This is a genomic window from Catenibacterium sp. co_0103 (assembly GCF_004168205.1).
Lineage (GTDB): Bacteria > Bacillota_I > Bacilli_A > Erysipelotrichales > Coprobacillaceae > Catenibacterium > Catenibacterium mitsuoka_A.
In genome coordinates, this window is sequence record NZ_RCYB01000057.1 from 1 (window position 1) to 12859 (window position 12859).

Below are 12859 nucleotides of genomic sequence, written 5' to 3' on the forward strand. Positions count from 1 at the left end.
AAGAATGATGCTTGTCAGTATATACCATATGATTCTTACTGGAGAGACATTTAATCCTTCAGATTATGAATCATTTAAAAATCCTAAGCCACCTATAAAGCAACAAGTTTTAACAGAAGAATCAGCGATAGAGTTTCTTAAGAAATCAGGTTTTGACGTTTCTAAATTAACTAAACCATAATATTCAATTATTCTATTTTTTCTAAATTATTCAAACTTATTTTTAAGTTTGTCTTTTTTTATACGTTTTGATTGATTTTTGTTTCACACTTCTACTTGATAACTATTCAGTCGATTAAAGTTTTCATGATTGCCATCAATAAATAAAACAGTATAAGGCTGTTCACTAATAAAATCATAAAATGATTCTTCAGAAGAATACTTCTGTTGGAAAAAGCCTATTCCAAAATCACCACAAACTATAATTATATCCCCTTCTTTAAGTATAGGATCTATCTGCTCAAGCCATTTAAATTGATTTCCATGTGTATCACCTGTTATATAAATCATGTTCATCACCTCCATCTCATTATACATAAAAAAAGCCATCAATAAAGATGGCTTTAGAATTCAAAAGGTTCATATTCCTGTAGTTTTGCGAGATATCCTAGCTTTGATAAAGCTTCCTGTATTTCATCAAGTCTCTCATCTGTTTCAGCACAAATTGTATGGTAATGATAACCACTTGTAACTGTCATTAAGGAGATAGATTTCCCACATTTTAAATTATTTAGATATTTCTTTACATCTAAACGTGATGCGATATTAAGAGGTGCACGTACAATATGATAAGCTTTATGATAGACAAAGATATCTTTCACATAGCCACCTAAATCAACTATAGTATTTAACTCTTTTTCTATATCTGCATCTGTATGCTGCATTTTAAGAACTCTTTCTACCATTGCAGACTGGCGTATAATATATCCCTTATTGGTTGCTTCTATAACATGATTATTAGCGCGAAGAAGTGCGACATCATTCACAATAACCTGACGTGAAACCTGAAGACGTTTCGCAAAATTAGAAGCAGAAATCGGTGTATCACTTTCCGTCAGTTCTGTAAGGATGTAGTCCCTTCTTTCTTTACCAGTCATTTAGTCTCTCCCATTAATTGCATGAAGGTTTTTTAATGATAAATCTAGAATCTTTGCAGAGTGTGTTAAAGCACCACTAGAAATGAAATCAACACCCATATCTTTCACTCTATTAATGTTTTCTGCAGTTACATTACCTGAAATTTCAATTTCAGCACGTTTATCAATATAATCAATAGACTGCTTTAATAATTCAGTACTCATATTATCAAGCATGATAATATCAGCACCTGCAGCAACTGCTTCTTGCACCATATCAAATGTTTCTACTTCTACTTCAATCTTTCTTACTGATGGAGCATAGTCTCTTGCCATCTGTACAGCTTTAGTGACGCTTCCTGCAGCACCGATATGATTATCTTTTAATAGAACACCATCTGTTAAGTTATATCTATGGTTGCTTCCTCCACCTACTTTAACAGCATACTTTTCAAAAATTCTGTTATTTGGAGTTGTCTTTCTTGTATCAAGTAACTTAATATCTGTATCTTCAAGAAGATCTGCCACCTTACGAGTATAAGTGGCAATACCTGACATTCTCTGTAAGTAGTTAAGAGCAGTTCTTTCACCTTCAAGAAGAGTTCTCATATCACCAGTGACTTTAGCCAATAATTCACCTTTATGTACTTCATCACCATCATGAGCAAAGAAATGTACATCTACATCTTCATCTAATAATTTAAATGTTCTTTCAAAAATTTGAAGACCGGCAATAATACCATTTTCTTTACAAATTAATTCTACTTCACCTAACTGTGCAGTTCTCATAACACTGCATGTAGAAACATCTTCACTTGTAATATCTTCACGAAGAGCTGAAAGGATTAGTGGGTCTACATTTAATTTTAAAGTTGTCTTATCAAACATACTTGGGGCCTCATACTTTCTTGTCATATCTTTTGCGGCTCTTTTAGCAAATACTAAACTTTCTAATAATGAGTTACTAGCAAGTCTATTCTTACCATGAACACCATTACATGCTGTTTCACCAACAGCATATAAGTTAGGCATAGATGTTTTACTGTTTTCATTGACTTTTATACCACCCATGAAATAGTGCTGGGCTGGTACAACAGGAATACATTCTTTAGTTACATCATATCCTTTATCTAAGCAGTACTGAACAATGTTAGGGAAATGCTCCTTTAGTTCCTTTTCACCAATAGGTCTTAAATCTTCTAAGACATAATCAGTACCATCTTTTTCCATCTGTTTCTTAATTGCCTCAGAAACAACATCTCTAGGTAATAATTCATTAACGAAACGATTACCATTTTTATCATATAATAACGCACCTTCACCTCTGACACTTTCGGAAATAAGGAAACGTCTTTCATTATCATCACTATAGAAAGTTGTTGGATGAATCTGTACATAATCCAAATGTTCTGTTTCAATACTGTATTTCTTAGCAAGATCAATGGCATCACCTGTTAAATGACGGTAGTTAGTAGAATTCTTATATTTACCACCAATACCACCAGTTGCAAGTACAACAAAGTCTGCATAGATATCATATTCTTCATCACCTTTGCGTACTTTACCACCAACACACTTACCATTTTTAACAATTAAATCAGTCAAAGTGACATATTTTTCAATAGTGATATTCTTTCTTGTCTTGGCTTCTGCATAAAGCTTACTAGTGATTTCTTTACCAGTAATATCTTCATGATAAAGGATTCTGTTAGTAGAATGAGCACCTTCCCTTGTATATTTAAGGTTTCCTTCTTCATCTCTAGCAAAATCAGTACCATATAATAATAAATCATCAAGTACAGCACGAGAACTTCTAATCATTAATTCTACAGAAAGAGGATTATTTTCATAATGGCCAGCTCTTAGTGTATCTTTAAAGAAAGCATGATAATCACTTTCATCCTTAAACATACAAATACCACCCTGTGCAAGAAAACTATCACTTTCTTCTATACATGATTTAGTAATCATATGAATATTAAGGTTTCCAGGTAATTTAAGGGCACAATATAATCCTGAACATCCAGTACCTACAATAAGAACATCTGTTTTTTTACTCATTTTTAGTCATCTCCTATTTAGCAAGTTCAAGCATTCTTTCTAATGGTGCTTTTGCCTTATTCATAAATTCTTCATCTAAGAACACTTCATTTTCACCAGTTTCTAATACATGAATAATCTTTTCTAGTGAATTAAGTTTCATATTAGGACATACCTGAGTTCTTACGACATTATAAAGCTTCTTATCAGGTGCCTGATTTAGGATTGTGGCATAAACACCATCTACTGTACCAACAATAAATTCCTTTGCATCATTACCTAAAATATAATCAATAATACCTGATGTACTACCAATATAATCAGCTTCTTCTAATACTTCAGGTTTACATTCTGGGTGAACAGCTACTAAAGCGTCAGGATGTTCTTTCTTGGCATTTAATACATCTTCTTTAGTCATAATATGGTGTCTTGGACAGAAACCACTATTTAAGATAATATTCTTATCTTTAACCTGAGTTGCCACATAGCTTCCTAAGTTCTGATCAGGTATAAAGAAAATATTCTTGTTAGGTAACTTATTAACAATCTTTACTGCATTTGAACTAGTAACACATACATCACTATAAGTCTTTATTTCTGCAGTAGAGTTGATATAGCAAACAACAGCTAAATCATCATACTTTTCTCTCATTTCTTTAATCTTTTCTATAGTGACCATATGTGCCATAGGACAATCAGCATGTGCATCTGGCATATATACATGCTTAGTAGGATTAAGTATCTTAGCACTTTCTCCCATGAATTCTACACCTGCAAATACAATCTCATCAGCATCTGTTTCTGCTGCTTTTTTTGCAAGATAGAATGAGTCACCAATGAAATCAGCCGCTGCCTGTACATCTGCATCCACATAATAGTGAGCTAATATAACAGCATTCTTCTCTTCTTTAAGCAGATTGATTCTATTCATCATATCCATAATTTAATCCTCTTTTTCCAACTTTTCCTAAATTAAGCGCCTATCTCTTTTTACGCTGTGCATATGCTATCATTGTTGTTGACAGATGTCAAGACACATATGTTGACATTGTAAAAGAAATATGTTCAACAAATATTACAGTATGGTTATATGTAATAGATTACAGTTTTTTCATCATGGAAATATGCTCTTAATGCAAAAAAGAGATTATAACAAGTCAGTTACAATCTCTTGAGGATTTTTAATTATTTTTCATGTTCTTCATATATACCAATCAATAGTAGTATCATAGCTTTACTTATTTGCATATATTTTCCAAATGGATTGATGACAATTCCATTTATCTCTTCTAAGTCAAGTGCTAATCTTAGAATTGATAGGATGGATTGATTGATCTGAACATTGCCACAAGAACCTTTATGCATCTCTTCTGTTGAAGTAAATACACCTAGCCACTCTATACCACTTGCATCTTTGGCTGTTTCCATTTTAAGTTTGACATCATGATCAAGAGCAAATGTGTCACCAATGCTTATACTATTGATTTGTTCTTTTGATAAGAATGGATTCTTAGTAATATAAGGAACAATAAATTCTCCACCCTGATTCATTGCATTTATCATCATATTCATAAATAGTATCATACCTTCTTTATCATTATGAACATAATATTGATTGATAGCTTTTTCAATCATCTGATTTGTATTAGGTGAATCATCTTTTCTAACAAGACTATAAAATGTATCAACAACATCTCTCATATCTTTATTGATGCGATTTCTACATTCAGATCTTAGTGCTTCAGGTATTCCAAAATAGGCTTCTGCAATACTTCCTGTAATAGCACCAAGTGTATCTGTATCTCCACCTAGAGATACTGCATTTCTTATTGTATCTTCAAAGTCTTTTGCTTCAAGAAAAGCAATGATTGCTTCTGGGACGGTTTTTTGACAAGTTTCATGCATATGAAAGCTAGGACGGATTTCATCAAGTGTTCTATTTAAATCATAATGAAATTCATTTTCAATATACTTTTTGATTTCTTCTTTTGATGAACCATTTCTTGCCATAAATATCGCACTCGCAGTCGACTCTGCACCCTTAATACCTTCTGGATGATTATGAGTTACATTTGCAGTTGCTTTTGCGACAACTCTTGTTTTTTCAAGGGAATCATAAAGCCATCCTGCAGCTGATACTCTCATTGCAGAACCCTTTCCAAAACTATTATAAGGCTCAGGATGACGTGCTGTTAACCAGCATCTAAAATAACCTCCATATCCTTCATGAGGATATCTTCTTCCCCATGATTGCATACTTGTTATAACAGCATCCCCAATTTCTTTGACTGTTGCATCCTGGCCTACTTTAAGTAACGCCTCACATACAGCAAGAGTCATGACTGAATCATCTGTAAAATGAGATCTTCTACTAAATAATTTAAAATCCTTTGTTTTATCTCCTCTATCAAATTCAAATGGACAACCAATAATATCTCCTAAAATTGTACCATACATAATATATTCCTCCAATCTTTTCTTATTACAATATCAGTATAAATGAAGCGGAAAGATATATGGTCGCTTTGAAAGCGACATTTAAAAAACGTCGATACATGAAGTACCGACGTCATTTATGCTCCAAGAGTTTCATTGGTATATTTGAACAATGTGATGTTGAGTTCCATAATATCATAGTGTTTGTCTATGATTGCTTTTTGTACAATTAGATCTACTTCACTACTTGGACTAAATGCCCAATCTGCTCTTGCAAGTAGATCTTTTGATTCTTCTAGATTAAGCTGTAATGCGATACATAATGCAAATACAGTTTTCTTTTTAGGATGATAATTCTTATTGCATTGAATTTTAGAAAAAAGTTTTCTATCTAGATTTGCTCTTTTCCATACGTCTTTATTATCTAGATGCGCTTTGTCTATTAATTCAAATAATTTATCATGAAATGAAGGACCAATATTTGCGAGCTGATCTTCTAAAGAAGTATTCGATAAATGTAGAGATGGTTCTTCATGAAGCGTAGAGTTAAATAAAGAACGAAGACGAGCACTTCGTCTGTAGCTTAAAGGATACTCATTGATATGACTTTCTTTGACATAGTTTGCATCAATATAAGAATCAATTTCTCCTACAATCTGACTCGATAATTGAAAAGAGGTCTTATCAAATACAACTAAAATAATTTCTATTTCATGTTCTGTCAAAAATTGACGGAATACAGAGACTGTAATGTGCAAAGCCTTATCTTTTGGAAATTCATATACACCTGTTGAAATAAGAGGAAATGCGATACTTTGACATCCTAATTCTACTGCTTTTTGTAAAGGTAGACGATAACATCTTTCTAGTATTTCAAGTTCATGATGATTTCCATCAATCCATACAGGTCCTACTGTATGAATAATATATTTTGCGTTGAGATTATAAGCTCCAGTGACAGCAATATCTCCTCTTTCAATGGGGCCAATAGTCTTTCTTTCTGCAAGAAGCGCTTCTTTTCCTGCTGCTTCATATATTGCCAGATCTGTGCCACTGACACATTTTGGTTTTGGATTTGCTGTATTAACTATGATATCAGCTTCTACTTTTGTGATATCATTTCTTACTATCTTAAATGCCATAAAAGTTTCTCCTTATTTTCTTTACATTATAATTCATAAGATGTCACCAATGTACTTATAAGCGAATGTTTTAATGGTTGACATCTCTTGATGATGTTCTTTTAGTAACGTATCTGGACAATCATAGATACCAAAGTCTTGAGTAATTCCTTCACTTTGAATATAGGTATTATTTCTATTGAAGTCAATTATAGGGTGTTTGAAATATTTCACTGCAATACCATAACCACAAAATGGACCAGTACATTTAGCAAATCTATTCTGAAGTTGTTTAAGATATGCTTTGTCTAAAATAAATCCTTCTAGTTCGTACCATCGATTTTCAAGGTAAACTTCCACCCAGCTGTGAAATATATTCTTAGGTGCACTATGATATACAATACCTGTCGTAGCTCCTTTTTGCAGTTTCTTATTAATAGTAAAGCCATGTATTCTACATGGAATATCACAGGCACGTAGCAATGCCATAAATAGAGTTCCTTTAGTATTACATTGACCATAGCCATCGGCTATTACTTTTGAAGCAGGTATATAATCATCACTATTATAGCCAAATAAGATTTCATCTCTTACATAGGAGTCACAATCTTTAGTTTCTGTAGGACTTAATATAAGTTCTTCCGCAATCGTAGTTGATTTCACTCTCATTAAGCTATCATAGATATTTGATTTACCAAGCAAGTTTATTCCACCGTGCCATACGATTTCTTGATCAATGACTGCAAAATAAGAATCTAAATCAGGATACACTTCTACAAATACACCATTACCATATAATAAATCTATGAGATTATTTGTATAAGGTTCATCTGTCTGTTTGGTGAATACATTGACTGAAACACCCTTTTCTTGTCTATCTTTAATTAAATCAATAAAAGATAATACTTTCTTTTCATTTAATTGAGGACTAGAGATAATGATGCTTTTATTTGATTCATGGATATCTTGTCTAAATACTTCTAAATAATCATTATAATTGTAAATGTGATTCACGTTTTGTTTATTGTCTACAAGATCAGTAATCACATCAAAACCAATCTTTCTATAAGCAGATAAGCGTTTCTTATACATATTATTAAAATAATGAATATGAGAATCTACATAATCATAGACAATCGCACTTTTTTAATACTTATAATCTCTATTGATTCTTCCTAAGAACTGATCAACTAAAGGTTCACCAGATACAGGAGAAGTTAAAAATAGTGTATCGAGTCTAGGTACATTAAATCCTTTACCAACTGATTGAGATGTCGCAACAAGTATAAAAGGTTCATCATGAGAAAGTGCTAATATTGTTTTTCTTACTTCTTCATTTTCTTTTAATGTATGATCACCATAAATAAGATATGTATGATCTAGGACATTCTTCTTAAGTGATTCATACAATAATTTAGCATGATCTTTATAGCGTGTTAATACGATAGGTGTTCTATTTTCTTCAATACACTTCTTTATATTAGAAATAATCATATTATTTCTATTTTCATATTTAGAGATAAACGCATACACACTATTAAGATCATTTTTAATATCACCTAACGCCATTATTCTTGTGAATCGTGGATAGACATGATGATCAATAGATTGTTTTTCTATTCTTTCTTTGCTTGTATATTGATGTCTAATTGGACCTAACTGCATATAGACTTTCTTTTCAAGTCTGTCTATTCTTTTATCGTTCGCAGAAACACCATAGATATATTTAGAATTAATTTGACGTAATACATTTTCAAATACATGAGAGGCACCATGATGACATTCATCTACTATCACCATGCCGTATTCATGATTTAAACGACAGTTGCCTTCATTGTCATAAATAGAGTTGACTGATACAACATCTATGATACCAGTTAAAGTATTTTTACTTCCATGTAATACACCTATGAGATCTTTTCTTTGTTTCTCTTTACCTGTTTTTGTTTTATACACAGGTAGATCTTCGTTTATTTCTAAAAAGCGATGTAATTCATCTACCCATTGGTCTATTAGTGAAACACTTTGCATAATAATGAGTGTATTGACTTTTCTTTAAGATATTAAATAACTAGATACAACAGTCTTACCGAATGCAGTCGCTGCATTTAAAACACCATTGTCATAATTTAATAAATCAGACGCGGCAGTCAGCTGTTCATCTCTTAATTTTCCAGTAAATGATACATTAATAGGTTTTCCCTTTTCTCTCTTATCAACAATTTCATACTCAATATTTGATGAATGGCACTTATTAAGTAGTGTTTCTAATAATCCTCTTGGGATTTTTATATAGTCGTTTATGTCTTCCCCTAAATAGATAACTCTTGGCTGATTCCAATTAGAAAATCCTAAGTTATGATTCTTATAGAATATAGGATTATCAAATGCAGATAAGCGTCCGATCTGGTTTTGGATTCGTGGCTGAAGATTAAGTGTATCCACGTAGATACCATCTGCAAGGACAATAGAGAGTCTTTCTATCACATCTTCACTATGGAAGTTTTCATCCTTTTTCCATGGCTTAATTCTTTTTCCTAGATCCATTGTAAGAAGAGTTTGAGGGATTGAAAGTTCTTCTTTCCATTTATAGATATGTTCTTCTATCTCATTTTTAGATAATTGATGAACTGTTGTTAGTAATTTCCATTGATCATAGTAAGGATTCCAGTTTTCATCTACAAAAGCACTATTACCTTGTCTTAATGCCTGTCCTTGAAGTGGTAATGCAACAAGATTACCTAAACCTTCACTATGATCTTGAGTAGGAAACATACGATCATAATATCTAAATGATTTGAGATTAATAGATTGAGATCCTTTCTCAATGAGTAGTAATCCAAATTCTCTAGCAAGAGAGACAGGTACAAATCCTTAAAGAGAATGCCCCATTTCCTGAACGTGAGCGTTCTATTAATGCATCAATACCATTTTCATGACATATTTTTCTAATTGCATCAATTTCATCTTTCCAATCATTATTTTCACTATTCTTATTATTATGATTATCAAAATCAAAACTATGAGTTTACATGTATCATCTTCTAGTAAAGGATATAATCCAATGACATCTGTACAATTGTCTTTGTAGCCTAATAAGTGATCCTTGCCTACTTCTCTATCTAATGCTTTCCACTCTTTATAAGGACACTTTTGACAGGACACACCTTTTTGACTATTTTGTTTAGGACAATATTCTTTCCATTTATTATAACATTGTGGAAAGTATCCTCCCTTAGAACCTCTTAATGCATATACATCTCTTCTTCCTTGAAATAAAGTAAGAAAGTAAGCTACAAGTTTATCATAAATATAAGTATCCTTGATACATACACCCTCATTTATAGATTGGGTTGTCATTTCTTCTTTTTAATCATTAAATGTAATATGAGATTTTTTAGAAGTTCTTTTAATTCTTGATTTTCTTCTATCGTCTAGATGATCCGCAAAATAGATACCCTTCTGTTTCTCATGAGTTGATAATCCCATTTCTATCATATGGGACATAAGTTCTTTCATACCCCTATAATAATCATTTAAATTATAGAATATGCAAGGTGCATTAAGTTGTTTCAATGAAATCTTAGACATGACTTCAGATATTTCTTCTAGTGTTCCTGTACCACCTGGAAAGGCGATAAAGGCATCTCCTAATTCTATCATTTTTGTTTTTCTTTCTGTCATATCTTTAGTAATGATTAACTCTGTTAAGCCATCATATTGTAGTTCTTCATCAATAAAGAATTGTGGTTCTATTCCAATGACATCTCCACCTGCATCTAATACACTTTCTGCAATATATCCCATTAATCCTGATTTTGATCCCCCATAGATGAGTGTATGATTGTTTTCTCTAATCCATGTACCAAGTTCTTTAACTGCATCCTTTAATACTGGATCATTGCCTCTCAAGGCACCTAAATATACTGTAATGTTCATATGATTCTCCTATAAAAAAAACAGTGAAAATTAAGTTTCACTGTAAGTCTATTTCTATCTAAAGAAATATAGTTTATAAAGTCAATAATTACCAGATACCCATCACATGCTGCATAAGTAATGAGACAATAGTAATACCACACCAGCATGATGCACCTACTAATAATGGTTTACCGCCTGTTTTAATTAAGTGAATGACATTACTATTAAGTCCAATTGCAGCCATAGCCATAATAATAAGGAATTTAGATAATTCTTTAATAGGTAAGAAAACATTGCTGTTAACTCCCATATGAAGGCTGACTGTAGTAATAATGGCAGCTAATACAAAATAAAGAATAAACATAGGGAATGCTTTCTTTAAGCTGAAGTTTGAAGATTTCTGTTTTTTCTTACTTCTAATCATTGATAATCCTAAAGTGATAGGAATAATGGCAAGTGCACGTGTTAGTTTTACAGTAACAGCTTTATTAAGTGTAGCACTACCCAAGTGCCACATACTATCCCAAGTAGATGCTGCTGCAGTGACTGAAGATGTATCATTGATGGCAGTCCCTGCAAATATTCCAAACGCATCACCATGTAATGTGTCAAAGCCAATGGCCTTACCTAGAATAGGGAAGAATAATGCAGCTAAGACATTAAAAAAGAAAATAACCGCAATAGACTGAGCAACTTCATCATCATCGGCATCAATGACTGGTGCAGTAGCTGCAATGGCAGAACCACCACAAATAGATGAACCTACACCTACTAGAATAGATGTATTGGAAGGTACATGTAATATCTTTCTTAAAAGCCATGCAATAAGAAGTGAAATTGAAATGGTACAAATAATAATAGGTAATGACTGCTTTCCTGTTTCAAAGATGACACCTAAGTTCATACCAAAACCTAATAAGACGACAGCTGTCTGTAGGATGATTTTAGAAGTCCATTTGATCCCTGGTGCTGCTTTACCTTTTTCTTTCCAAAACATAGTAATAATCATACCTGCAAGAATTGAAATCACTGCTCCACCGATAACTGGAAATTGTTTTCCTAGTAACCATGATGGAATCGCAACAACTAAACATACAAGTATGCCATATATATTCTTTTTAATAGTTTCCATGATTTACCTGCTTTCTTTTAAATGTGTGCTCATTATATCACTTGACTGTAATAATATAAAATTATATATTTCTATTGAACTATAAGTAAATATTATTGATGAGGTGATGAGATGTTAGATTATCGTATTCATACTTTTTTAAAAGTATGTGAGACATTAAACTATACGCTTGCTGCAAAACAACTACATATTACTCAGCCAGCTGTATCACAGCATATTCATTATTTGGAGCAAGAATATGAAACAACACTCTTTGTATATTCAAATAAGCAGTTATCTTTAACACGTTCTGGAGAGGTATTAAGAAAATATTTGATGACTATGCAGAACGATGAAAAGAATATTAAGAAAGAGATAAAAAGTCATGAAGGAATGATAGAAACATTGTCGATTGGTGTGACTATGACAATTGGTGAGTATGCGATAGTAGATAGATTAGCTGATTTTATCAAGCATCATCCTGAAATGAATCTGCATCTTCATTATGGAAATACGGCAGATTTATTAAAGTTATTAGATCAAGGTAAGATTCATATGGCTATTGTAGAAGGAAATTATCCTAAAGAGAAATATAGTCATAAAAAATACAGCACAGAGGACTATATTGCCGTCTGTGCTGCATCACATGAGTTTAAAAATATACCTCATACTTTACATGACCTTCTTGATGAAAGACTTCTTGTACGAGAACAAGGTTCTGGTACAAGACATATTTTACAAGAAAGTCTAAATGTACGTGGTTTGTCTATTTCTGATTTTATACATTATACACAGATAGAAAACATGCATACAATCATCAGCTTGCTTAAAAAAGATTGCGGTATTTCTTTCATGTATAAAACTGCAGTCAAAGAAGAATTACAGAAAGGTATATTAAAAGAAATTGTATTAGATGACTTTAAGCTCCAGCATAATTTTGAATTCATCTGGGAAAAAGATAGTCTATTTACTGATAAGTATATTTCTATTAGTGAAGAATTTTTAACAATACCTTTTTGATGACTAAATGTATCAAAACGTAGTAAAAGTTTTTAGTGGTTGTCTATAGTTTATTTTTTTGAATACCCATAATCTACAGGTAACGATTTAAGAGAAGTGTGGAGCAGAAATATTCAGGATATAGACTATTTGTC

The 12859-nt window shown here is 32.1% G+C and carries 13 protein-coding genes and 1 pseudogene; 2 read left to right on the plus strand and 12 right to left on the minus strand.

The features are described 5' to 3' along the window. Positions 1–181, plus strand: a pseudogene (locus EAI80_RS13440) (hypothetical protein); the annotation flags it as partial. An 83-nt stretch (positions 182–264) separates the two neighbouring features. Here the strand turns inward: EAI80_RS13440 and EAI80_RS09240 are convergent. From EAI80_RS09240 to EAI80_RS09285, 12 genes are all read right to left on the minus strand, one after another. Continuing rightward, entirely contained in the window at positions 265–510 is a 246-nt protein-coding gene (locus EAI80_RS09240) for a metallophosphoesterase (RefSeq protein ID WP_161220317.1), read from the minus strand. Between the two features lie 53 nt (positions 511–563). Next, the gene (locus tag EAI80_RS09245; protein WP_129981793.1) at positions 564–1097 is read right to left on the minus strand and encodes a transcription repressor NadR; all 534 of its coding nucleotides are present in this window, start codon (positions 1095–1097) and stop codon (positions 564–566) included. Next, the gene (locus tag EAI80_RS13955; protein ID WP_129981794.1) at positions 1098–3137 is read right to left on the minus strand and encodes an L-aspartate oxidase; all 2040 of its coding nucleotides are present in this window, start codon (positions 3135–3137) and stop codon (positions 1098–1100) included. A 13-nt stretch (positions 3138–3150) separates the two neighbouring features. Beyond that, a complete protein-coding gene (nadA, locus tag EAI80_RS09255; protein WP_192924038.1) occupies positions 3151–4056 on the minus strand; it encodes a quinolinate synthase NadA in 906 nt (301 codons plus the stop codon). Between the two features lie 245 nt (positions 4057–4301). After that, positions 4302–5573, minus strand: a complete 1272-nt coding sequence (locus EAI80_RS09260; protein ID WP_129981796.1) for an ADP-ribosylglycohydrolase family protein — start codon at positions 5571–5573, stop codon at positions 4302–4304. Positions 5574–5689: 116 nt separating this feature from the next. Beyond that, positions 5690–6694, minus strand: a complete 1005-nt coding sequence (locus EAI80_RS09265) for a macro domain-containing protein (RefSeq protein ID WP_129981797.1) — start codon at positions 6692–6694, stop codon at positions 5690–5692. 33 nt (positions 6695–6727) lie between these two features. Beyond that, positions 6728–7765: a transglutaminase domain-containing protein gene (locus EAI80_RS13870; protein ID WP_238634551.1), complete on the minus strand. Its 1038-nt coding sequence runs from the start codon at positions 7763–7765 to the stop codon at positions 6728–6730. Positions 7766–7819: 54 nt separating this feature from the next. Beyond that, positions 7820–8704, minus strand: coding sequence for a DEAD/DEAH box helicase family protein (locus EAI80_RS13630; protein ID WP_202976626.1), 885 nt, complete (start codon positions 8702–8704; stop codon positions 7820–7822). A gap of 24 nt (positions 8705–8728) precedes the next feature. Continuing rightward, positions 8729–9448, minus strand: a complete 720-nt coding sequence (locus EAI80_RS13635; protein WP_202976627.1) for a hypothetical protein — start codon at positions 9446–9448, stop codon at positions 8729–8731. Between the two features lie 138 nt (positions 9449–9586). Next, complete coding sequence (locus EAI80_RS13640) at positions 9587–10033, minus strand: hypothetical protein (protein WP_202976628.1); 447 nt, start codon at positions 10031–10033, stop codon at positions 9587–9589. A 9-nt stretch (positions 10034–10042) separates the two neighbouring features. Beyond that, positions 10043–10612, minus strand: coding sequence for a TIGR00730 family Rossman fold protein (locus tag EAI80_RS09280; protein WP_129981798.1), 570 nt, complete (start codon positions 10610–10612; stop codon positions 10043–10045). A gap of 88 nt (positions 10613–10700) precedes the next feature. Beyond that, a complete protein-coding gene (locus EAI80_RS09285; RefSeq protein ID WP_129981799.1) occupies positions 10701–11726 on the minus strand; it encodes a YeiH family protein in 1026 nt (341 codons plus the stop codon). A 111-nt stretch (positions 11727–11837) separates the two neighbouring features. Between EAI80_RS09285 and EAI80_RS09290 the strand changes: the two genes are divergently transcribed. Next, positions 11838–12725: a LysR family transcriptional regulator gene (locus tag EAI80_RS09290; protein WP_129981800.1), complete on the plus strand. Its 888-nt coding sequence runs from the start codon at positions 11838–11840 to the stop codon at positions 12723–12725. Positions 12726–12859: the final 134 nt, after the last annotated feature.

Bases quoted from the DNA above. Each gene is read 5' to 3' on its own strand.
- EAI80_RS09240 (WP_161220317.1), bottom strand. From the start codon at position 510: ATGATTTATATAACAGGTGATACACATGGAAATCAATTTAAATGGCTT.
- EAI80_RS09245 (WP_129981793.1), bottom strand. From the start codon at position 1,097: ATGACTGGTAAAGAAAGAAGGGACTACATCCTTACAGAACTGACGGAA.
- EAI80_RS13955 (WP_129981794.1), bottom strand. From the start codon at position 3,137: ATGAGTAAAAAAACAGATGTTCTTATTGTAGGTACTGGATGTTCAGGA.
- nadA (WP_192924038.1), bottom strand. From the start codon at position 4,056: ATGGATATGATGAATAGAATCAATCTGCTTAAAGAAGAGAAGAATGCT.
- EAI80_RS09260 (WP_129981796.1), bottom strand. From the start codon at position 5,573: ATGTATGGTACAATTTTAGGAGATATTATTGGTTGTCCATTTGAATTT.
- EAI80_RS09265 (WP_129981797.1), bottom strand. From the start codon at position 6,694: ATGGCATTTAAGATAGTAAGAAATGATATCACAAAAGTAGAAGCTGAT.
- EAI80_RS13870 (WP_238634551.1), bottom strand. From the start codon at position 7,765: ATGTATAAGAAACGCTTATCTGCTTATAGAAAGATTGGTTTTGATGTG.
- EAI80_RS13630 (WP_202976626.1), bottom strand. From the start codon at position 8,704: ATGCAAAGTGTTTCACTAATAGACCAATGGGTAGATGAATTACATCGC.
- EAI80_RS13635 (WP_202976627.1), bottom strand. From the start codon at position 9,448: ATGTTTCCTACTCAAGATCATAGTGAAGGTTTAGGTAATCTTGTTGCA.
- EAI80_RS13640 (WP_202976628.1), bottom strand. From the start codon at position 10,033: ATGACAACCCAATCTATAAATGAGGGTGTATGTATCAAGGATACTTAT.
- EAI80_RS09280 (WP_129981798.1), bottom strand. From the start codon at position 10,612: ATGAACATTACAGTATATTTAGGTGCCTTGAGAGGCAATGATCCAGTA.
- EAI80_RS09285 (WP_129981799.1), bottom strand. From the start codon at position 11,726: ATGGAAACTATTAAAAAGAATATATATGGCATACTTGTATGTTTAGTT.
- EAI80_RS09290 (WP_129981800.1), top strand. From the start codon at position 11,838: ATGTTAGATTATCGTATTCATACTTTTTTAAAAGTATGTGAGACATTA.